A 21,558-nucleotide genomic window follows, 5' to 3' on the forward strand; every position below is an offset into this window, starting at 1 on the left:
GCGCGGTCTAGAACCGGTAGGTGTTGATCTCCAGAGGGGCAGAGAGGTAATTTTCCCACTCGTTTACCGCTGCGGTGAAGTGCTCGGTGCGCCGGTGCGCGTCGTATGCCTCCTGGGATTCCCAGCGCTCGATAAAGGCGTATTCTCCCTCGGCTCCCTCTTCGATGAGTACACCAAAATCGTAGCTTTTGAGGCCGGGGTCCTGTGCTCGGGTTGCCTCCACCAGTGCGCGAGCTGAAGCCTCAAACAGCTCAATCGCCCCCGTTCGCACCGATACTTTAGCGAATACACCGATCATTGTTATCTCCTTGACATTTGTGGGTTGGCTGGGTGAGAAGTTACCGGTTGCCGGTGCTGTCACATCTCGTAGATGTTGATCTGCATGGGGGCGGCCAGAAATTTCTGGCAGGCGCGGTCGGCATACCTGTAGTGCTCGGTCTCCATGTGGGCCTCGAGTGATTCGATGGAGTCCCAGCGCTCGATAAAGGCGAATTCCAGATTGTTGTCTGTGCCGGTGCGGGGGCCAAATTCGTAGCTGATGAGGCCGGGTTCGTCCCCGGATTTTTCTGCGAGGTCTCGGGAGAGCTCCTCGAAGTCACGGGCATATTCTGGTTTGACCAGTGCGTGAGCGTGTACGCCGATCATGGTGTTCCTTTCACGGTGCCCCGAGGCATCAGGGGACCGGTTGTTTCCTGTCTAAGCTACCACCGTATCCGGGGTATCGGCCATATCAGCCCGTGAAATATTTGGGGGTGCGGTGGTTCTGGGGACGGTTTCGTTACCAGCGATTTTTGGTGGCTGCGGTCGGGTGGCTGTTGAATCGTATAGATATAAAAGTTATAAAAGATATAAAGAACTTTTGAAGAAATTGAGGGCATGAGCGCACGATCTGCAAACCCGAGCGGTGTTATTGACCCGCCCCTGGTGGGGCGGGATCGGCACCTGCGCACTTTTGCTAGCCGCTTAGAAGCGGGAGGTGGGGGTGCGCCCCTACTGGTAACCGGCCCCGCCGGAATCGGTAAAACCACCCTGGTTCGCGCCTTTGAACAGATTGCCCGCCGCGCGGGCTGGAGAGTGCTGGCAGATACCCCGGTAAAGGGGTTGGCCACCCGCATGAGCGGAACCTACCTGCCGGCCATTCACGAGAACCTGACCGGTGAAACCTGCGGTGTATTTGAGCGGTGGAGCCTGGAAGAGCAGCTGATCCGCGTGGCTGAGAAACTTCAGGCTCTGGGGCAGGGCCTACTGATCACTCTGGACCATCCGGGTCGGGCCGCCGCCACGCACCTGCATGAACTGGCAGAAGCGGTTGAAAAAGCGGTCCGTAGGGCGCTGCCGGTGCAGCTGGTCATAGCGGGTAGGGGCGCAGAGGTGCGCGATCTGCTCGCCGCCGACACCGCGGGTTTTCTGGGTGCCGGTGAACAGATCGACCTCTGTTCGCTGACAAGAACCCAGACCGAAGCCGCCCTGCGGCAGGTGTATAGAGCTTGCGTGGGCTCACACGATAGCTTGAGCGACGACCTGCTGGCTCGGGCATCGCTGGCCACCTACGGCTACCCCTACATGGTTGAACTGGTCAGTGAATGTATCCGCCGCAGGGCCGGGTCTCACACGCTCACCGATGAGCTACTGGTCAGTGAACTAGAGCGGGCTCGGGAGAGGCTGGGAGAGCTTGTGCTTGAACCCCTGGTAGAACAGATCTCCGCCGGGGACCGTCTCTTTCTCGAGGCCATGGCAGAAGATGACGCCGCCAGCAAGATGAGCGACATAGCGAGCCGGTTGGGTAAAACCCCGCAGTACGCGGGTGTCTACCGCAACCGCCTGGTTGAGGCGCAGATTATTCGCGCAACATCCTACGGCAAGGTGACCTTCGTGATCCCCCACCTGCGCGAGTACTTGCGCAAGAGATCCGGGGCAGAAGACAGCTTCAACAGTTTTTAATGCAGAGAAAACCAAAACTAAAAAGGAGGTGCAAACAATGGGTATATCACCGGCGCAGATTAAAAAGGGTACTCTCACCTGGGAGGCACCCGACTATACGTCGAGCTACCCGGCCGGGTTCACCGGTATCGGGGTGGCGGTTGTGGCTGTGATGATGGAGACCATTCGGTCAAAGACCATGTGCTACACTGGCGTCTCGTGCATGATCTATATCTCGCGTGAGAACGGAGACCGCGAAATACTGGAGACCGAGCCGATCACCGAATGCTGTGCCCACTCGCTCATGGAATCCTGCGATGAGGTTCACGTGGGTATGCTTGGGCGCGCTATCTTGCGTGCGTGGGAGGTTATCCCCGCGCAGTATAAAAAGAATCTCATCACGGTGGCAGCGGATAGGCACTACCTGAAGCTACTTTTCCGCCAGTTCAGCTCCCTCAAGGGGATCATGGAGTATCGCTCTATAGAGAAGGTGCTGAACCCGTACGAGTCTCATTCTCTGGGGGAGCAGCACGTGAAACTGACGGGTACCCCCGCAGGTGAGATTTTGCCCCACTACATGGAGGAAGCATCCTACCTGGCCCATACCCGCATGGAACAGGATCAGGCGGAGCTTCCCGTTGAAAAACTTACCGAGTACAGTATTTTTACTGACTGCTCATTCCGGTCCACCAACAATAAGAGGTACTCTCGCGGTGGCCGCATGGGTATTGGGGGCGTGAGCGAAGATGGTTTTTATTTTCACGCCCACTACGATGCCACCAACATTATGACCGGTGAGCTTTCAGCCATGCTGGCGGCCTTCCATATTTTCTACCACGGCGGGCGGCGTCTCACCATTCACACCGATTCGTTGGGGGCGCTCACCTTTGTGCTCCGGCTGGCCCACAACCGCTGGTCTTTTGAGCACTGGGTGTCCGAGGGGATCCAGGACGAGCACGTGCTCGTTGAGATGGCTTCTCTTACGGCCGCAATCCGGGAGCGTCGGGTGATTGTGAAGCATGTGCCGGGGCATACCGGGCACGGTCTACAGGAGTCGTCCGATTCAGTGTCAAAGATGCATCGGCATTTTCCCGGTCAGGTGGTTGAAAAGTGCAATGTCTCGGAGTTTAACCGCCGCTGTGAGTCGATTATTAAGGCGCTTGCCGGGTGTGAGAAGGCTGTGCGACTGGATTGCCCCGACTGGATTCAGATTAGGCCCTCGGCGATTCACTCGCGTAACCGGCTGTGGAAGTAGCCGGTGGGCAATTGTTACGTTTTTTTACATAGTTTTTTCTTCTGGCGTTCCGATATAGGTAATCTATCTGCGGGGCTACCCAACGGGTAGGGTGGGTAAGAGCCAAGATAAAATTACGTGACGAGGAAAGTAGTTGAGCCGTGGCAGGTTTTAATACGCGGGCGATTCACGCCGCCGGAGGAAACGAGAATAAGGCTATTGTGCCGCCCATCTATACGGCATCGACCTTTGTGCAGCCCACCACCGGCGAGGAGGGTGAATTTGAGTACCAGCGGGGCGGTAACCCCACCCGCACGGAGGCGGAGCGGACCCTGGCAAGGATTGAGGGGGCTCGCCATTCCTTTGCCTACGCCACCGGTATGGGTGCTACGGCGGCGGTGATGGGTATGCTCTCTGCCGGTGACACCCTGCTACTGGGTATGCCCGTTTACGGGGGCAACTACCGGTTTGCCACGATTGAGCTTCCCCGGCGCGGAGTGAGCACCCGTTTCATCGAGGACACAGCGCAGCTTTCTGCCGAAGACTTTGACGACAGCGTGAAGATGGTTTTTTTGGAGACCCCCAGTAACCCCACCCTGCGGGTATCCGATATTGAGCGTATTGCCGCGCTTGCCCACGACCACGGCGCCTTGCTGGTGGTGGATAACACCTTTATGACCCCCTACCTTCAGCGTCCGCTGGAGTTGGGTGCGGATATGACCGTGCAGTCAGCAACCAAATACCTGGGTGGACACGGCGATCTTCTTGCCGGTGTTGCCAGCACGAACAGTGATGAGCTGGCAGACCGGCTTTTTCAAGCCCAGCTTATTTCGGGAAACGTGTTGCCGCCCATTGACTCCTACCGTCTCCTCCAGAACGTGAAAACCCTGGGTATTCGCCTGGACCGGCAGCAGGAGAACACCCTAAAAATTATTGATTTTCTCTCCGGCCACGAGGCCGTGGCGCGGGTGCTGTACGCGGGTTCAGCCAGCGAGTCGGAGGCGGAGATTCAGCGGCGGCAGGCGGCCGGTCTGGGGGCGCTTTTCTCCTTCCGGTTGAAGCCGGGGGCGCATATGAAGGCTTTCCTTGACTCGCTGAAGGTCTTTGATTTCGCGGTGTCTCTGGGTGGTATCGAGTCCCTGATCTGCTTGCCGGCGACCATGACCCAGGGCGCATACTCGCAGGAGCACCTCGACCGCTTTGGGGTGCCCGGTGATCTCATTCGCGTGGCGGTCGGTATCGAAAACGTTGAAGATCTCATCGAGGATCTTTCGGGGGCCCTGGCCGCGGCGTTTATACAGCAGTAAAATCCACGAATAATAGAAACACAACACACAGAAAGAAAAATGCGTGATGGATAACAATGTTCAGGTGACCCGGCGTTCAGCCCTGGCGCTGACCGGTGCGCTCTCGTTGGCCGGGCTACTGGCTGCCTGCTCGTCCGGCTCATCGACAGAGGACCGTTTGCAGGCCATTAAAGACGCGGGAAGAATCCGCATCGGTATGGAGGGCACCTTCAGGCCCTGGGGCTACCACGATGACTCGGGCCAGCTGGTGGGTATGGAAAAAGAGATCGGTGATCTTATCGCCGGTGACCTGGGGGTGGCCGCGGAATATATCGAGACCCAGTGGGACTCGCTGATCGCCGGTGTTGACTCTGACCGCTACGATATCGTTATCAACAACGTTGCCCCCACCGAGGAGCGCAGGCGGAACTACGATTTCTCTATCACCTACGTGCGGTCCGAGGGTAAGGTGGCTGTGCGCGACGACTCATCCTTAGAGCGGGTTGACGAGATTAGCGGTAGAACCGCGGCCGCTTCCGAAACCTCTAATTTCCGCACACTGCTGGAGGGGAGCGGGGCCACCATCGTGACGGTAACCGGCTTTGATGAGGCGATAGAGCAGGTGCTGTCGGGGCGGGTGGACTGCTGCGGCAACGATGCGGTGACCTTTGCCGCGTACTCCCAGGAGCACCCCGATGCCGCTATCCGGCTTTTGGAGGGTGAGCTCGGTGAGGCTTCAGAGTCGGCTGTGCTCATGCCCAGGAACCAGCAGAACCTCAAGCAGGCTATCGACGACTCCCTTCGGAGCCACATGGAAAACGGTGACCTTCGGGGCATCTATCAAAAATATGTGGGGCTGGATCTCACCCCCTCCGCCTAGGGGTGAGAAGTGAGGGCGGGAACCGTGCGGGCCCGTAGGTTTCAGGAGACGGTTTCTGCCGAGAGTAACGAAAAATGTGATGGATAGATATATAGATCTTTGGCTACAGTCGTTGCCTACCCTGGTGGAGGCGACGCTGAGGATAACGGTTCCGCTTTCTGCAATCGCTTTTGTGCTGGCGGTTCTGATCGGTATTGTGGCGCAGGTGCTCAGGGCCAGCAGGCTGAGGCCTGTGGCCTGGGTGGCGAACGTGTATGTGTGGCTTTTCCGGGGTACCCCGCTTTTGGTGCAGCTTTTTTTGGTGTTCTACGGTCTACCCAGGGTGGGGGTTGCCCTGGACGCTTGGACCGCGGCCATTATTGCGCTTTCGCTGAATACCGGCGCCTATGTTGCCGAGACCTTTCGGGCCGCTGTCGCCTCTATTCCGCGGGGTCAGTTTGAGGCGGCACAGACCTTGAATTTTACGCGTTTGCAGACTCTGCGCCACGTGGTTATCCCGCAGGCGGTGCGGATTGCGCTGCCGCCGCTGGGGAACGACCTCATCGACCTCATCAAGGGGACCTCCCTGGTGTCTACCATTTCGCTGGTTGATCTGTTTCAGTCAGGCAGGCAGATTGCGGCGGCAAATTTTGAGCCGCTGGCTCTCTACACCGAGGTTGCGGCGATATACCTGGTGATTTTCACCGTGCTGTCCTGGTTGCAGAGCATACTGGAGAAGCGTAGTAACCGCTATGTAAGGAGCGCCCGTGCTTAGACTTCAATCCCTGTCCAAGAGTTTTGGTGGCCAGCAGATTCTCAAAAATATTACGTTTGAGGTGCAGGACGGTGAAACCACGGTTATTTTGGGGCCGTCGGGTTCGGGTAAATCGACCCTGCTGCGGTGCCTGAACCTGCTGGAGGTGCCTGAGTCGGGTGAGCTGACTTTTGGTCCGGACTCGGTGACGTTTGGAGGCCGGGTCACCGATGAGCAGGTGCGTACCATGCGCAGGCACTCGGCCATGGTTTTTCAGCAGTTCAACCTTTTTCCCAACTACACAGCTCTGAAAAATGTTGCCCTGGCCCCGGTGCTCAACGGCAAAATGTCTCAGGCTGAATCTCGGCGGCAGGCCGTGGAGCTTTTGCGTAAAGTGGGGCTGGAGAACCGTAAGGACTCCTACCCCGATCATCTGTCCGGTGGCCAGCAGCAGCGGGTGGCGATTGCCCGGGCCCTGGCAGTGAGTCCCGACTATCTGCTGTTTGACGAACCCACTTCCGCCCTTGACCCCGAGTTGGAGGCGGAGGTGATCCGTGTGCTCGTTGATCTTGCGCGGGAGAACCGTTCACTCATGGTGGTTACCCACAATATGGCTTTCGCCCAGAGGGTGGCCGACCGGGTGATTTTTCTGGACGGTGGTGAGGTGACCTATAACGGTGCACCCGAGGGGTTCTTTGCTTCTGACGATGAGCGGATTCGCCGGTTCCTTAACGTTTACGAAATAGTGAGCATGGATCTCTAACGACCCGGTGATCTATATTTTCTGCCACAGGACGCTGATTGCTTGCTCACACGGGAGCCGAGAAATCGGCGGATCCCGGCCGCCCGAGCATAAAAGTAAGCTAACGTATTGCTGTTAGGCAAAAAAGAAAGTTTACTTATGACAGCGACAGAGCAGCTTCACACCTCAGTACCCCTTCTCCAGAAAGAAGACGTGCTGGTGGTTGACCGATCCGAGATGAAGAAGGCGCTCAGAGCAACCATCCTGGGTAACTTTATGGAATGGTTTGACATCGGAGTCTACGCCTACCTCTCGGCATCAATCACCAGGGTTTTCTTTCCCTTCGGTGATCCCTGGGCGCAGCTGGCCTTCTTTGCCACCTTCGCCGCAACCTTTATTGTGAGACCGATCGGCGGCCTCATTCTGGGCCCCCTCGGCGACAGGATTGGCCGACGCAAAGTGTTGGCCTTCACCATTATCATGATGGCGGTGGGTACCTTCCTGATCGGCTGTATCCCCGGCTACGACACCTGGGGTGTGGCGGCACCGCTCACCCTGATCCTTCTGAAATTTGTGCAGGGTTTCTCCACGGGCGGCGAATACGCCGGTGCGGCAACTTTCATTGCAGAGTACTCGGCAGACCGCCGTCGCGGGTTTTGGGCCTCCTGGCTTGACTTGGGCTCCTATATCGGTTTTGCCTCGGCTGCCGCTCTGGCGACCGTTATTGAGCTCGTGCTGACCCCGGAACAGATGCTAGCTTTCGGCTGGCGTATCTGCTTCTGGGTGGCGCTTCCCCTGGGTATTGTGGGTGTGTTTATGCGCTCACACATCAAAGAGTCCGCCACCTTTGAGGCTGAGCAGGCCAGCGAAAACAAAGATAACCGGTCGATTGTTGGCGCGCTACGGGAGATCGTAAAAAGTCACTGGCCGCAGCTGCTCATCGGTGCTGCTCTGGTGATGTGCGCTCAGGTGATTGGCTACACGCTCACCACCTTTATGCCCACCTACCTCACCGAAAACCTGGGGTATGACACCCTGCACGGTAATGCCCTGCTCGTTCCTGTGCTGCTCATCGTGTCTCTCTGCCTGCCGCTTTTGGGTATGGCCTCGGATCGGGTGGGCCGTAAACCGCTGATGGTAACGGGAGCCGTGCTCGGCATTCTGCTGGCCATCCCCTCTTTCTGGCTCATGATGTTGGGTGAAGTGTGGTCGACCTTCCTGGGTCTGCTGATCATGGGGGTTCTGCTCATGTTCCAGGTGTCGGTGCAGCCGGCAGCTCTGCCCTCGCTTTTTCCGACCCGAAGCCGCTACACGGCCATGGGTATTATGTTCAATATTGCGGTGGCCCTCTTTGGGTCTACCACCGGTTCCGTGGTGACTGTGCTTGAGGCATGGTGGAAAACCGACTACGCCGGGGCTATCTACATCATGATTGCCTGCGTGATCGGACTCGTGGGCATGTTCTTTATGAGGGAGTCTTCGGGCCGTAACCTGTTGGGGTCGATGCCGGCGGTGGAACACGAGCACGAGGTTTCTGAACTGGTCGAAACCCAGCTGGAGAACCCTCACCTGGACACCTCCACCATGCCGATTCCTCTGGCCAGGATCAGGGAGGCGGAGAAAAAACTGGAGTCGGAACAGTAGCTTTCTGTGGGCCCGGCGGTCCATTAGGTAAAGTGTGGGGTGGTCGAGAGATTTTTCTCGGCCACCCCCCACACTTTAACAATCGAATGGGCTCGCTCCGGTACCGTCGCTAGGCTGCATACCAACTATTCAGAGGTAGAAGCAGAGGCGGTTGAGCCGCTATCGGGGCCCCAGACGGTGTAGCCCTCAAGAGAGGTGGCTAGTGTAGCAAGATTGGCGTAAATATCGGCGATACTTTCTTCCCCGAGATTAATCTGCCAGTCACCGTCGGTCCAGATGAGCGGCATACGAATCACCATGTAGCGGTCGGGGTAGTTATCGCTGGCAATAACAACGGCCACCTGCGCCCTCTCCGAGGTGTACGATTCCATGCTGTAGGCGACCGGCTTAAAGGTGGTGTTGGCGGCGGATGCGTAGGTTTCCTCCATGCTGGCGAGCATGGAGTCGTAAAATTCCTGTGCCTGATCGGCGGGGTGATAGTGGTCAAGAATAACCTGCCTGAACTCTTCCTGGGAGAGGATAGACCCCTGATAGGTAGCGGCAGCAAAAAGAGCCCCCTCGGGCGAGTGCTCAAAACAGGAGGGGGAGCCGTTTGCACCGGTGCGCTCACCGCCGTACTGTTCCGATACCGGGCGCATCGCGGTACCCCAGGATACCCACCGGTCAACGGCCGGGGCCCGGTCAAGAGTGCTGCTGGTACTGCTGGGCCGTTCGCAGGCGGCGGTCGCTGCTGTCTGCGTGCTAGCGCTTGCGGTAGCCGACTCAGCGGCGCCGTCGTTTCCACCGCCGCAGGCAGAAAGAGCCAAAAGAGCCAGTGCGGAACAGGAAAGCAGGGTTTTCTTGGTAAACACAGGGTGTACCTTTCTGTAGTTTTTACCGGTGGTGGTACGGGCGCGGAGAAGGGTAGGTGGTAAGGCGTAGAGGGAAACACTGTACCTGTGCGCAGGCCCCACCGTTTAAAAGAAAGAAGGCTCGTGCCTTTCCCCCGAAGGGCACGAGCCGGGAGAACACGCCGTTAGGTGCTTCCCCAAGCACCTTCTCTCGCCCAAGGTTCTATCCCCTAAATACCCTTTGCGAGAGAATCACGGAAACCGTGTCCCCTAGTGAGCGCGATAGAGAGCACTCAAATCCTCTTATGTGAGGGTGTCAAATTTCTGATTGACAGTTCTTAACTATACCCCAGAAGTCACCCCAAGATACATCCTTCTTAGGGACGATAATTGTCCACACAAGAGCGAAAAATCAAGGATTTTGTGGGCCATTGTAAAGTATTTGTGGGTCATATGGTGTCGGTGCGTCCCGAGCGGATCTGCTCGTCGGTGAGCACCTGAAGGTTCTCGGTGAGGGGCTGGCCCGGTGTCCAAGTTTGCTTCTGACCAGCCGTGACACCGCGGCGGCGCCGCCAAATTTTGGGCCGGGGAACCTTGAGCGTGATAGGTTCGGGAAGCTGCCAGTTGCGGCTGCGAGCAAGCAAACCAATCACCAGGCAAGAAATGATTGACAGACCCATGGCAAGATTAGGTCTGTTAAAAATCTCATAGACAACTGCGCTTTCGCAGGCACCGATAAAGGCAACCGTGGCGTAAAGCGAACTCCCGCCAAAGATTGAGGGGATACGGTTGACCATCACGTCGCGAATAATGCCACCACCCACAGCGGTAACCACCCCCAGCGCAACGGCGGGCAGCCAGTTGAGGCCCAGACCCAGAGCCTTAATGGTTCCGGTAGCCACCCAGCAGCCCATACCCAGAAAATCAACAATCATCAGTAGCCAGTTAGCCCAGCGCGCCCCAAAATCAATGGTGTAGGCAAGCACCGCGGCCGCTATAGCCCCCGCCCAGTAGGAAGAATCGGTGAGAGCCACGGGAAGACCGGTGTTGAGCAGAACATCGCGGATAATGCCGCCACCCATACCGGTGATAACCGAGAGCAGAATAAAACCCACAAAATCAAAGCGGAAGGCACGCGCCACGGCGCCGCCCAGCAGGCCGCAGGCAACGATAGCGGAAACATCTACCGCACGAAAAACCAGTGTCGGGTCCCAAGAATCCATGTGCACCTATACACGAGTCAACAGATCACCATAAAAAACAGGCGGCGCGGATCTTTTCGCACCGCCTGAAGTGTAACAGCTAGCTATGAGCCAATCCTAGCTATCCTGATCTTTCTTGAAAATTCGCGAAAACCTATCTTTGACCCGGTCCTGGCGCTGCTGCGCCTTCTAGCGGAAATCGTCGCGCTCTCCTAAAGGAGCGACGACCAGAGACGGCAGATATTCTCAACGACCTTAACCCGGCCCGGACGGTTCACCCACTCGTCGTAGCGCAGGGTTTTACTGCGAGAAATATAGTCGCGGGCAATGAACTCCACCTCGGTGACCATGCGCTTACCCACGATAAAGGTGGACACCTCAAGGTTGAGCGCAAAAGACCGCGGATCCATATTGGAAGAACCAATGAAGGTGAACTCGTCATCGATCAGCATGAACTTGGAGTGAAGAACCGTGGGACCGGGGTACTGGCGAATCTTAATACCCGCCTTGAGTAGCTGCTCATAGTAGGAGCGCTGAGCCATATTGGGCAGAAACTGATCGCCCTTCTCGCACACCAGCAACTCCACATCAATGTTCGAGTAGGCGGCATTGGTCAGCGCCTGCAAGAGGGTGTCATCGGGAACAAAATAGGGGGAGCAGACAACAATACGGTGCTCGGCGTTATAAATCAGATAGTTAATCAGCCGAAGATTATTTTCTGTTTCAAAGCCCGGACCCGAGGGCACCACCTGGGCGAGATCACCGTTATTGACCGCCGGTATATGGGTGTTAATCTCGGACAGCGGTAGCTCCTTGGTCTCCGAATACCAGTCGGAAATAAAGACAGCGTTGAGTTCCTCAACGACGGGGCCGGTGCACGAGAAAGTGAGGTCCTTCCAGGCAAGACCGTTTTTAATATTCTTCTTCAGGTCATAGGAGCGGTCAATCGCGTTTTGTGAACCGGAGTAGGCGATCTCGCCATCAATCACCACCACTTTGCGGTGATTACGTAGATCGGGCCTCTGCCACTGCCCCCTCCAGGGCTTGACGGGAAGCATCAGCCGCCAGTCTATCGCCGACTCGTCAAGCATACGGCAGAGCTTCTTATAGGAGGGATACTTGCGTGAGCCAATATGGTCGATCAGCACACGCACCTGCACACCGCGGTCGGCGGCGCGAAAGAGGGAATCCCACAGCTGCTGCGTCGAGTCGTCGTAGGCGGTGATATAAAACTGAAAATGCACGTACTTGCGGGCGCGGTCGACCCGCTCCGCCATGTGCCGCATTGCTTCATGGTTATCGGGGTGCAGCTCAAAGTGGTTACCACCGACCAGCGGAAGCGCGCCCAGCCGATAGTTGAGGTTGGCGGCCACCCGGGCGGGTTCGGAGAGCTCCACGTGCTCACCCAGGACCGGGTGCTCCCCACCGTCACCGCTATCGATGGTGTCTCGAATCATCTCGTTCATGACGCGCTGGCGGGTCCGCCGATAGCGCGGCAGGTGCGATGACCCAAACACCAGAAAGGCGATAAAACCGACAAAAGGTATCAAAAAAATTGCCATAAGCCAGCCCAGCGCCACCACCGGCTTACGGTTGTAGGGTAGCCAGCAGATGGCAATAATGCGCAAAGCCGCGTCGATGAGAAGAAGGGTTATGGATAGCCAGTTGGGGAGATTGGCCAGCTCTGCTGCGTTGAGATAGTTCATCGCTCCCAGTGTAACGAGAAACCGCGCCCGGTTGAAGATTTATTGAGACCGCGCGCAAAAAACCCGCAAACCATGCTCCCGCACACGATTTTGCTAACTTGCACCGCCAATATCCACACATCGGTGTTCCGCAGACCATAGGCTGGTGTGAACACACCGATTCTATTGATGAGCTTGAGGAGACTCGTGATGAAAATTTTGACACCCACCACTATCACCCTCGACGAGTCCCTGCTGGGACTCAAAGACAACGATCACCTGGTGAGCTACGACCCCTCCCGGCCCCTGCCCGCGCAGGACCGTGATGCCGATGTCCTGATCGCCTGGGGAAACACCGAGGAGCAACTCGCCGACTCCGCCGCCCACCTGGGGCGGGTACGCCTGGTGCAGGCCCTTCTGGCGGGCCCGGACCAGGTGCGTGCAGCCGGATTTCGCCCTCAGGCGGTGATAGCTTCGGGAAGCGGCCTTCACTCGTTGACCGTGGCCGAACACGCCCTGGCTCTGACGCTCAACTTTATTCGTTTTTTGCCCACCCTCGCCGACGAGCAGGAGCGCTCGCACTGGGCCGAGGAGCTGGGCGGACCGCAGGAGCTGCACCCCAAGGGTAAGGTGACCACCCTGCTCGACTCTCGGGTACTTATCTGGGGTTTTGGGTCGATTGGCTACGAGACGGCCCGTCTTTTTGAGGCTTTCGGTGCCCGCGTCACCGGTGTGGCCCGCAGCTCCGGCCGGAGGAAGGGTTTTCCGGTGATCACCGAGGAGGAGCTCGCGGACTACCTGCCAACAACCGATGTGCTGGTGATGATTCTGCCTTCTGGCCGGGAGACCTACCGGGTGCTCAATCGCGAGGTGTTTGATCTGCTGGCTGAGCGTGCCTACGTGGTCAATGTGGGGAGGGGGTCCACCGTCGATGAGACCGACCTGATTGAGGCCCTGGAGAAAGGCAAGATCGCCGGGGCGGCAATTGATGTTGCCGAACTTGAGCCACTGCCGGCTGATAGCCCACTGTGGGGAACCAAGAACCTGGTTATTACCCCGCACAGTGCCGGTGGCCGGCCGGTCAACCCTGAGCGGCTGATCGCCCACAACCTTGCGGCGCTGCGGGCAGCGGATGCGGGAGAGCCGGCCGACTACCGCAACAGAATGAACGGGTAAAGCTGAGCCGGAACGGGTAGGGGAAGTCTCGCGGGGCGGACACGCCTTTCTAAAATTGAGCATTCTTTCAGAAAGAGGGCGGGAATCCGCGCCACTATAAGGCAGACGATAGGTTCACAGTAACCTTATCACCTGTCCGGCATTCGGTGTGTACTTTGATTTGGGTTACAGCTCCTATATAATCATTTGTCAAAACAAGGGTGACTACACTCACATATAAAACTGTCTTTGGCAGAAGGTACACACATGAAGAAGAAGCATCCGGAGCGCGGGGAGATGAGGGCCCGTGTTTAAATACGTGCTTAAGCGAGCTCTCACCTACGTGGTCATGATTTTTCTGGTGACCAGCAGCGGCTACTTTCTCGCGGTCATGACACTCAACCCGTCCCTCCTCGAACAACAAAAAGTACCCCGCCCCTTACCCGAGCAGGTCCAACAAAACTTTGCCTCGCTCAAACTTGACCCCCACATGAGCCCCTGGGATCGTTATGTGCAGTGGCTGAGCGATATCGTGCTGCACTGGGACTGGGGGCGTTCACCCGACGGCGCCTACGTCAATGCGGAGTTCGGCCAGCGTATCTGGGTATCCACACGTCTTTTCCTGGCCGCCATTATCCTCTCTCTGATCATCGGGATTGCGCTGGGAGTTTTTTCGGCGGCCCGCCAGTACAAGGCCTCGGACAGGATTATCACCGGCTACTCCTACCTGGTGTACATGATCCCCGCCCCGGTGGGATACTTTCTGGTGCAGCTGGGCGCTATCGCCATCAATCAGGCGGCCGGCACACAAATTTTCTACGTGACGGGAATATCGTCGCCGGGTGTCGAACCGGGCTGGCCGACCGTCCTTGATATGGCCGCCCACTACCTGGTTCCCACCTTCTGCATCACGATTATGTCCTGGGGCGGCTACCAGATCGCCCAGAGACAGTATCTCCTCGACAATGTCAACGCAGACTTTGTGCGAACGGCGCGGGCCAAGGGGCTAACCCGCAACCAGGCAATAACCCGCCACGCCCTGCGCGTCTCCTTTATCCCCGTGGCCCAGTCGATTGCCTTTACCATTCCGGCGATCTTTGCCGGCGGCTTCTTTGCCGAACAGATTTTTGCCTGGCCGGGTATAGGCCTCTGGTCTCTTGAGGCCATCAGCAAACAAGATGTCAACGTGGCCACCGCTACGCTTGCCTACGGGTCGGTGCTCTTTGCGATCGGGGCGATCCTGGCTGATATAGCGACCACCGTTGTTGACCCGCGCGTGAGGATTCAGTAATGGCACCTACACCCCAACACAGTGAAACACCTCAGCAGGAGAAGAATCCGCAGCGCCCGGGCACGGGAATGGCTCCACCGAGAGAATACGCGGTGGAGCACCCCGACCAGCTCAGCGCAGAGGTCATAGAAAACCCGGATTTCAAGATCATCAACAAGTCCACCATCATCACCCGGCGTTTTCTGCGGAATAAATCCGCGGTACTCGGTCTCGTCATCTTTGTTGCCATGGGCCTCTTCGGCCTGTTTGGGGGCTACCTTGCCCAGTGGGACACCAACACCATAGACCCCCTCTGGATGGCCAGCGAACCCAACGCCTCACACTGGTTTGGCACCACCAGCGCGGGCACCGACCTCTATGCCCAGGCGGTAGAGGGGGTGCGCGTCTCCATGATGATCGGCCTGATTGTGGGCGGGCTCAGCGTGGTTATCTCCGCTGTCTACGGCTGCCTCATGGCATATTTTGGGGGCAAGATCGACGCGGTGATGCTCTTCGTTCTCGAGGCCCTGATCATGGTTCCGCAGGTACTGATCGTGGCTATCGCCATTAACGGTGCTGGGGGGAGGATAATCCGCGAAAACCTGCCGGGCTGGATCATTCTCGCCTCGGTTCTACTGTTCTTCAACTGGATGTACGATGCCCGCGTGATCCGATCCATGGCGATGTCGCTGATTCAGCGAGACTATGTCAAAGCCGCCCGCTACATGGGGGTGCGGCCCTTCAAGATTGTTTGGAGGCACCTGGTGCCCAATATTGGGTCGTTGCTGGTGCTGAACTTTACCCGCGGTATTACCGCCGCGATTCTTTCGGAGGTCGCCTTTACCTTTATCGGTATCGGTGTTAAATATCCTAACTATTCCCTGGGCTCCCTCATCGCCCAATCTTCAAGCCAAATTAACACCCTGCCCTGGATGTTCTGGGTCCCCATGATTCTGTTTTTCTTACTGGTGGGCCCCCTCTCACTGATGAATGACGGGCTCCGGGACGCCTTTGATCCCACCTCCCTGTCCGTGGGTAAGGCAAGGAAGAAAAAGAAAGCAAAGAAGGCAGACTCATGAGTGTTTCTCCGGTTCTATCTGTTAGGGATCTTAGCGTTTCTTTTAACACCGAAAACGGTGTGCTCCACGCGGTGCGCGGTGTTGACTTTGACCTTTTCGAGGGCAAAACCCTGGGTATTGTGGGTGAGTCTGGCTCGGGCAAGTCTGTTGCCTCTTTGGCGATTATGGGGCTGCACCCTACCACCGCGAGTATTAGCGGATCGGTCACATACAGGGGTACCGAGCTTCTGGACTTGAGCGACAAGCAGATGTGTAGCTATCGCGGCAAAGAGATCGCAATGATCTTCCAGGATCCGCTGAGCTCCCTGACCCCGGTGTATACCATCGGAGATCAAATTGCCGAGGTCCTGAAAATCCATAACAGGGGCATGAGTAAACGCGCCCTCAAAGACCGCAGCGTCGAACTGATGAAGCTGGTGGGTATCCCTGATCCCGTCAACCGACTGCGAGCTTTTCCCCACGAGTTTTCGGGTGGAATGCGGCAGCGCGTCATGATAGCTATGGCGATAGCAAACGACCCGCGGGTACTCATCGCCGACGAACCGACCACGGCACTCGATGTAACCGTGCAGGCACAGGTGCTCGAGGTCATGGAAAAGGCACAGGAGGAGACCGGGGCCGCAATTATCATGATCACCCATGACCTCGGTGTGGTGGCCGGCATGGCAGATGACATCATGGTGATGTACGCCGGCAAAGCGGTGGAAAAAGCGCGGGCAGCAGATCTCTACGCTCACCCGGCCCACCCCTACACCATCGGCCTGCTGGGGGCAGTGCCCCGCGTCGACCGTAAAGACAAGGTGTCGCTGGTGCCCATCGAGGGTACCCCGCCCAACCTCCTGGACAGGGTGCGGGGGTGCTCCTTTAGGCCGCGCTGCCCCATTGCCCGGGCCGGTGGAAAATGCTGCAAGGACAGTGACGAAGAGCCCCAGCTGCGGCCCATTACGGGGGCCGGAGAAGGCCACTATGCGGCAGCCGATATTGCCGAAGACCTGGTGGAGTCGGCCCCCGAAGATCTCTACCCTGTGCCGCAGGTGCCGGTCTCTGACTACGACTCGATACCCCGCGAAGACCGGGCACCGGTGATTGAGGTAGAAAATCTCAAGAAATATTTCCCGCTGATGAAAGGGTCCCTGGTTAAGCGCCGCGTGGGTACCGTCAAGGCGGTCAACGGGGTTTCCTTCGATATTCGTGAGGGTGAGTGCTTCTCCATTGTGGGCGAGTCCGGCTGCGGCAAAACCACGACCCTGCTGGAAATCATGGAGTTCTCCCGGGAGACCGACGGCGATATCAGGATCAGCGGAATTTCAGCAAACAGCGGCCTCTCGGGGGCAGAGATCAGCAAGCTGCGCAAGAATCAGCAGATGGTCTTCCAGGACCCTACCGGTGCACTGGACCCGCGCTTTACCGTCTACGAGGTGCTGGCGGAGCCCCTGCACAATCTGGGGTGGGGTAGGGAAGAGATCAAAAAACGGGTTCTAGAGCTCATGCGGATAGTCGGCTTGCAGCCCGATCACGTGAACCGTTTCCCCAACCAGTTCTCGGGAGGCCAGCGGCAGCGTATCGGTATCGCCCGTGCCCTGGCGGTCAACCCCAAGCTGGTGGCGCTCGATGAACCGGTTTCTGCGCTGGACGTTTCGGTGCAGGCGGGAGTCATCAACCTGCTGGAGAAACTGAGGGTGGATCTGGGGTTGAGCTACCTCATGGTTGCCCACGACCTTGCGGTGGTTCGGCACGCCTCAGACCGGGTGGCCGTGATGTATCTGGGGAGGATTGTTGAGATCGGAGACGTTGACCTGGTCTTTGACCACCCGATCCACCCCTACACCCGGGCCCTCCTCTCGGCTATCCCGGTTCCCGACCCCGAGGTAGAGGCGCAAAGGAGCCGAATCATTCTTGAGGGAGACCTGCCCACCCCGGTGAATGCCCCCTCGGGCTGCCCCTTCAGCACACGGTGCCCCGTTTATAAACTTCTTCCCGACGACAAGAAGAAGGTGTGCACAGCGGATATGCCGCCCGTGCGCCAGGAGGGCAGCGAGGACCATGGCTACGCCTGCTACTTCCCCGAGCAGCAGATAGCGGTCTCTACCCCGCACACCGACCCGGAGGAAGTGGTGGGCTAAAGATTTCACAGTTTTGACACAGACGTGGGGCAGCGCAGCCCCACCGCAGTATAACCGCAATGACAACAACTATGTATCAGGAGAGATAACCGTGGCAAAAGAATACGTTTTTAACCGCCGTGCCCTGCTAGTGGGGTCATCGGCTCTGGGGGGACTGGCTCTTCTCACCGCCTGCGGCGGAGGTAATGGTGGTAGCTCAAGCGCCGAGTCGGCTTCGGCCCTGGGGGTCGGCGATGATATTTCCCAGCTCATCGATATTAACCCCAAGGATGTGTCTGAGCTTCAGCAGGGTGGTGAACTCAACCTGCCCGCAAACCAGATGGGCCCCGACTTCAACGTCGGTACACAGAACGGCTTTACCATCGGCAATCTTGCTGTGATAGCGCCGCTCTCACCCATTAGTGTGGTGGGCCTGTGGCAGAGCGACTACGAGGGCGAATACACCGTAAACCCCGATTTCTGCGAATCTTTTGAGGCTGAGCTGGTTGACGGGGTGCAGGTGCTACACATTAGGCTCAACCCCAATGCGAAGTACAATGACGGAACACCGATCGATATTGAGGCCCTGCGGGCCACCACAGAGATCCTCCGCGATGGCCGGGACAGGGGATTCAATATTGTTGACCCGGGCCCCCACGCCTTCATCGAGTCCCTGGAAGAGGAGGGGGACTCCTTTAGTGTGCGGGTGACCATGAGTCGGCCCTACTATCCGCTTTCCGATATTTTTGGGGCTTCCGTCTACCACCCGGCGGTGAATGACCCCGAGGTCTTTAACGATGGCTTTGTTGATAATTTCCATAGCGAGTGGCAGGCCGGCCCCTTTAAGCTTGAGAGCTGGAACTCCAGCGAGAAGGTGGCCACATTGGTCGCCAACGAGAACTGGTGGGGCGAAAAGCCCGTGCTTGATCGCGTTGTTTTTCGCCAGATGGACTCTTCAGCAACCCGGGCGGCTTTTAAAAACGGTGAGGTGGACGCTGCGGATGCAAGCACCCTTACCGCTTACAGAGAGCTTGAGGGCACGGCCGGTTCTGTGCTTCGCCGGGGACAAAACCTCTATGCCGGAGGTATTAACATGTCCTCGCTGCGTCTACCCCTGGAACTGCGGAAGGCGATCTTTGCCGCAATCGACCGGCAAGCCATGGCGGGAATTATGTTCAACGGGCTGAACTGGACTGAGACCATGCCCGGGTCCATGATGCTCATGCCTTTTTCTGACTACTACCGCGATAATTTTAGCGAGGCCACCGAGGGCTGGGATGCCGGCACAATTCTTGAGGAAGCCGGCTACACAAGGTCGGGTGACTATTATCAGAAAGACGGTGCAAACGCCAAGTTCGCCGTCACCACTTTCGGTGATGATCCCGTTTCCGCTGCCATGGCCCAGACCCTGGTGCAGCAGATGAAGGACGCCGGTATCGAGTGCACCATTGATAGCCAGCCTACCGCTAATTTTGGCACCGTGGTGGGAAACAAGGAATATGACCTGGCCTTTTCCGGCTATAGCGTGATCAGTGATGATGCCACCGCTGCCGCAGGGCCCTTCTACCACTCGGATAGCAATAACGGCACGGGCTCCGAAGAGATCGACGCCATGATCGATGAACTCTTCCAGATCGAGGATAAGGAAGAGCGCCAGAGACTGTGCAACGAGATCGAGCGCAAGCACATGGAAGAGTTCGCCATGATGGCCCCCTACAATAATGGACCCGTAATGACGGTGGTCAAGGAGAATCTTGCCAACTACGGCCCCGCCCTCTTTGGGACCCCCACTTTTAACCCGCACATGTGGTCAAGGATCGGTTGGGTGGCGTCATGAGATAGATAAAAATTTAAACTGATGAGTTTGAGGCCCTTTCCGGTGGAGACAGGCTGGTTTGTCAGCACCGGAAAGGGTAGCTGTTTACCCAAAAACAGTGACTAAAAAATGTGCACATTGATGAGAACCATATTTTATTTAGGAGTAACACCGTGGTAAAAGAGACAGTATTCAACAGAAGGACCCTGCTGGTGGGGTCGGCCCTGATCGGAGCAGGCGGGATGCTCACCGCCTGCGGCAGTGGCGGGGGAGGCGGTGCCTCCAACGCCGAGTCGGCTTCGGCTCTGGGCGTGGGTGAAGACATTGCCCAGCTCATCAGCGTTAACCCCAGAGAGGTCTCTGAATTACAGCAAGGGGGAACACTCACCCTTCCCCTGAATCAGCTGGGGCCGGACTTCAACAATAACTCCCAAAACGGGAATAGCTACTACAACGCTGTCGCGGTCTCCGCCCTGTCACCGATTTCTGTGACCGGTCTATGGCAGAGCGACTACGAGGGCAACTGGACACCGAACCCCGATTTCTGCGAATCCTTTGAATCCGAAACCGTCGACGGCACCCAAATATTGCATATCAAGCTCAACTCACAGGCACGTTTTAACGACGGGACACCGATCGATATTGAGTCCCTGCGGGCCACCACAGAGATCCTCCGCGACGGGATAGAAAACGGGTTTAACATCGTTGACTCCGGACCCCACGCCTACATCGAGTCCTTGGAAGAGGAGGGGGACTCCTTTAGCGTGCGGGTGACCATGAGTCAACCCTATTACCCGATTGCGGACATCTTTGGGGCCGGTGTTGTCCACCCCGCCATGAACAGCCCCGAGGTCTTTAACAATGGCTTTGTTGATAATTTCCATAGCGAGTGGCAGGCCGGCCCCTTTAAGCTTGAGAGCTGGAACTCCAGCGAAAAGGTAGCCACGCTGACCGTCAACGAGAACTGGTGGGGCGAAAAGCCCGTACTCGATCGCATTATCTTCCGCCAGATGGAGTCCTCTGCCGCCCGGGCGGCCTTTAAAAACGGTGAGATCGATGCGGTGCAAACCAATACCCTGGCAGCCTATAGAGACGCGGAGGGGGTAACCGGTACCGAGTTTCGGCGCGGGCAGAGACTTTTTGCCGGCGGTATGAACATGTCCTCGCTGCGTCTACCCCTGGAACTGCGGAAGGCGATCTTTGCCGCAATCGACCGGCAAGCCCTGGCCGACATCAATTTTAACGGCCTCAACTGGACCGAAGAACTGTCTGGTTCCATGACACTCTTGCCCTTCTCCGAACACTATGCAGATAATTTTTCGGAGGCTACCGAGGGCTGGGATGCCGGCACAATTCTTGAGGAAGCCGGCTACACAAGGTCGGGTGACTACTATCAGAAAGACGGTGCAAACGCCAAGTTCTCTATCACCACCTTTGGCGATGACCCGGGAACCGCTGCCATGGCCCAGACCCTGGTACAGCAGATGAAGACCGCCGGTATCGAGTGCACCATTGACAGCCAGCCCCACGCCAACTTCGGTACCGTGCTGGGAAACAAGGAATTTGATATGACCTTCACCGGGTACACGGTCGGCTCCGACGCAACAGTTCCCGTAAAACAGTACTACCACTCAGAAAACAACCAGGGCCACGGCTCAGAAGAAATCGACGCCATGATCCGAGAACTTGGCGGGGTAGAAGACGACACAGAGCGCAGCAGAATGTGCAACGAGGTCGAGCGCAAACACATGGAAGAGTTCGCCATGATGGGAACAGTATTCAACGGCCCAGAAATCTACGCGACCAAAACCAACCTGGCCAACTACGGGGCGGCCCTCTTCGGGAGCCCCAGGAATAACCCGCACATGTGGTCAAGGATCGGTTGGGTGGCCCAGTAACCGAGACCCTACCTTGCGTCCGAGTTCCTGGGTTATTTCCTAGGAACTCGGACATTCGCTAGGGCCTCGACGAAGGAGCGGG

Annotated in this window: 18 protein-coding genes; 13 read left to right on the forward strand and 5 right to left on the reverse strand. The window is 57.4% G+C overall.

The genetic code is table 11. From position 1 onward, the window contains the following. Positions 1 to 7: 7 nt before the first annotated feature. A complete protein-coding gene (locus tag ACS1BR_RS04745; protein ID WP_463560540.1) occupies positions 8 to 298 on the reverse strand; it encodes a putative quinol monooxygenase in 291 nt (96 codons plus the stop codon). A 59-nt stretch (positions 299 to 357) separates the two neighbouring features. Continuing rightward, positions 358 to 645, reverse strand: coding sequence for a putative quinol monooxygenase (locus ACS1BR_RS04750; RefSeq protein ID WP_463560543.1), 288 nt, complete (start codon positions 643 to 645; stop codon positions 358 to 360). Positions 646 to 876: 231 nt separating this feature from the next. On the opposite strand from ACS1BR_RS04750, the gene ACS1BR_RS04755 reads away from it, so the two are divergent. From ACS1BR_RS04755 to ACS1BR_RS04785, 7 genes are all read left to right on the forward strand, one after another. Next, positions 877 to 1,941 carry an ATP-binding protein gene (locus ACS1BR_RS04755; protein WP_463560547.1) on the forward strand — a complete coding sequence of 355 codons (1,065 nt, stop codon included), beginning with the start codon at positions 877 to 879 and terminating at the stop codon, positions 1,939 to 1,941. Between the two features lie 37 nt (positions 1,942 to 1,978). Continuing rightward, positions 1,979 to 3,175 carry an RNase H family protein gene (locus tag ACS1BR_RS04760; protein WP_463560550.1) on the forward strand — a complete coding sequence of 399 codons (1,197 nt, stop codon included), beginning with the start codon at positions 1,979 to 1,981 and terminating at the stop codon, positions 3,173 to 3,175. A 140-nt stretch (positions 3,176 to 3,315) separates the two neighbouring features. After that, positions 3,316 to 4,461, forward strand: a complete 1,146-nt coding sequence (locus tag ACS1BR_RS04765; RefSeq protein ID WP_463560553.1) for a trans-sulfuration enzyme family protein — start codon at positions 3,316 to 3,318, stop codon at positions 4,459 to 4,461. A gap of 46 nt (positions 4,462 to 4,507) precedes the next feature. Beyond that, a complete protein-coding gene (locus tag ACS1BR_RS04770; protein WP_463560556.1) occupies positions 4,508 to 5,320 on the forward strand; it encodes a transporter substrate-binding domain-containing protein in 813 nt (270 codons plus the stop codon). Between the two features lie 79 nt (positions 5,321 to 5,399). Then, positions 5,400 to 6,074 carry an amino acid ABC transporter permease gene (locus ACS1BR_RS04775; protein ID WP_463560560.1) on the forward strand — a complete coding sequence of 225 codons (675 nt, stop codon included), beginning with the start codon at positions 5,400 to 5,402 and terminating at the stop codon, positions 6,072 to 6,074. Further along, on the forward strand, positions 6,067 to 6,816 hold the full coding sequence (locus ACS1BR_RS04780; protein WP_463560562.1) for an amino acid ABC transporter ATP-binding protein: 750 nt from the start codon (positions 6,067 to 6,069) through the stop codon (positions 6,814 to 6,816). Before ACS1BR_RS04775 ends, ACS1BR_RS04780 begins: the two co-directional genes overlap by 8 nt. Positions 6,817 to 6,954: 138 nt before the next feature. Next, on the forward strand, positions 6,955 to 8,439 hold the full coding sequence (locus ACS1BR_RS04785; RefSeq protein WP_463560565.1) for an MFS transporter: 1,485 nt from the start codon (positions 6,955 to 6,957) through the stop codon (positions 8,437 to 8,439). Between the two features lie 125 nt (positions 8,440 to 8,564). Here the strand turns inward: ACS1BR_RS04785 and ACS1BR_RS04790 are convergent, their stop codons facing one another. The 3 genes from ACS1BR_RS04790 to cls form a co-directional block, all read right to left on the reverse strand. Further along, positions 8,565 to 9,290, reverse strand: a complete 726-nt coding sequence (locus ACS1BR_RS04790; RefSeq protein ID WP_463560568.1) for a hypothetical protein — start codon at positions 9,288 to 9,290, stop codon at positions 8,565 to 8,567. A gap of 428 nt (positions 9,291 to 9,718) precedes the next feature. Continuing rightward, entirely contained in the window at positions 9,719 to 10,492 is a 774-nt protein-coding gene (locus tag ACS1BR_RS04795; RefSeq protein ID WP_463560570.1) for a trimeric intracellular cation channel family protein, read from the reverse strand. Positions 10,493 to 10,683: 191 nt separating this feature from the next. After that, a complete protein-coding gene (gene cls / locus ACS1BR_RS04800) occupies positions 10,684 to 12,177 on the reverse strand; it encodes a cardiolipin synthase (protein WP_463560572.1) in 1,494 nt (497 codons plus the stop codon). A 189-nt stretch (positions 12,178 to 12,366) separates the two neighbouring features. Here cls and ACS1BR_RS04805 point away from each other — a divergent pair, with 189 nt between their 5' ends. The 6 genes from ACS1BR_RS04805 to ACS1BR_RS04830 all read left to right on the forward strand — a co-directional run bounded on the left by ACS1BR_RS04805 (position 12,367) and on the right by ACS1BR_RS04830 (position 21,476). Beyond that, the gene (locus ACS1BR_RS04805; protein WP_463560574.1) at positions 12,367 to 13,332 is read left to right on the forward strand and encodes an NAD(P)-dependent oxidoreductase; all 966 of its coding nucleotides are present in this window, start codon (positions 12,367 to 12,369) and stop codon (positions 13,330 to 13,332) included. Between the two features lie 286 nt (positions 13,333 to 13,618). Beyond that, positions 13,619 to 14,602, forward strand: coding sequence for an ABC transporter permease (locus ACS1BR_RS04810; RefSeq protein ID WP_463560576.1), 984 nt, complete (start codon positions 13,619 to 13,621; stop codon positions 14,600 to 14,602). 68 nt (positions 14,603 to 14,670) lie between these two features. Then, the gene (locus tag ACS1BR_RS04815; protein ID WP_463560760.1) at positions 14,671 to 15,660 is read left to right on the forward strand and encodes an ABC transporter permease; all 990 of its coding nucleotides are present in this window, start codon (positions 14,671 to 14,673) and stop codon (positions 15,658 to 15,660) included. Further along, the gene (locus tag ACS1BR_RS04820) at positions 15,657 to 17,783 is read left to right on the forward strand and encodes an ABC transporter ATP-binding protein (protein WP_463560579.1); all 2,127 of its coding nucleotides are present in this window, start codon (positions 15,657 to 15,659) and stop codon (positions 17,781 to 17,783) included. The genes ACS1BR_RS04815 and ACS1BR_RS04820 overlap by 4 nt, the downstream gene beginning before the upstream one ends. Positions 17,784 to 17,874: 91 nt before the next feature. Beyond that, positions 17,875 to 19,599 carry an ABC transporter family substrate-binding protein gene (locus tag ACS1BR_RS04825; RefSeq protein ID WP_463560581.1) on the forward strand — a complete coding sequence of 575 codons (1,725 nt, stop codon included), beginning with the start codon at positions 17,875 to 17,877 and terminating at the stop codon, positions 19,597 to 19,599. Positions 19,600 to 19,751: 152 nt separating this feature from the next. After that, positions 19,752 to 21,476, forward strand: coding sequence for an ABC transporter family substrate-binding protein (locus ACS1BR_RS04830; protein ID WP_463560584.1), 1,725 nt, complete (start codon positions 19,752 to 19,754; stop codon positions 21,474 to 21,476). Positions 21,477 to 21,558 lie beyond the last annotated feature (82 nt).

It is taken from the genome of Rothia sp. 18CD1-1 (assembly GCF_055285355.1).

What these genes read in the sequence shown, in the direction of transcription:
- ACS1BR_RS04785 (WP_463560565.1), top strand. Translation starts at nt 6,955, where the DNA reads ATGACAGCGACAGAGCAGCTTCACACCTCAGTACCCCTTCTCCAGAAA.
- ACS1BR_RS04760 (WP_463560550.1), top strand. Translation starts at nt 1,979, where the DNA reads ATGGGTATATCACCGGCGCAGATTAAAAAGGGTACTCTCACCTGGGAG.
- ACS1BR_RS04770 (WP_463560556.1), top strand. Translation starts at nt 4,508, where the DNA reads ATGGATAACAATGTTCAGGTGACCCGGCGTTCAGCCCTGGCGCTGACC.
- cls (WP_463560572.1), bottom strand. Translation starts at nt 12,177, where the DNA reads ATGAACTATCTCAACGCAGCAGAGCTGGCCAATCTCCCCAACTGGCTA.
- ACS1BR_RS04815 (WP_463560760.1), top strand. Translation starts at nt 14,671, where the DNA reads ATGGCTCCACCGAGAGAATACGCGGTGGAGCACCCCGACCAGCTCAGC.
- ACS1BR_RS04820 (WP_463560579.1), top strand. Translation starts at nt 15,657, where the DNA reads ATGAGTGTTTCTCCGGTTCTATCTGTTAGGGATCTTAGCGTTTCTTTT.
- ACS1BR_RS04755 (WP_463560547.1), top strand. Translation starts at nt 877, where the DNA reads ATGAGCGCACGATCTGCAAACCCGAGCGGTGTTATTGACCCGCCCCTG.
- ACS1BR_RS04805 (WP_463560574.1), top strand. Translation starts at nt 12,367, where the DNA reads ATGAAAATTTTGACACCCACCACTATCACCCTCGACGAGTCCCTGCTG.
- ACS1BR_RS04775 (WP_463560560.1), top strand. Translation starts at nt 5,400, where the DNA reads ATGGATAGATATATAGATCTTTGGCTACAGTCGTTGCCTACCCTGGTG.
- ACS1BR_RS04750 (WP_463560543.1), bottom strand. Translation starts at nt 645, where the DNA reads ATGATCGGCGTACACGCTCACGCACTGGTCAAACCAGAATATGCCCGT.
- ACS1BR_RS04795 (WP_463560570.1), bottom strand. Translation starts at nt 10,492, where the DNA reads ATGGATTCTTGGGACCCGACACTGGTTTTTCGTGCGGTAGATGTTTCC.
- ACS1BR_RS04745 (WP_463560540.1), bottom strand. Translation starts at nt 298, where the DNA reads ATGATCGGTGTATTCGCTAAAGTATCGGTGCGAACGGGGGCGATTGAG.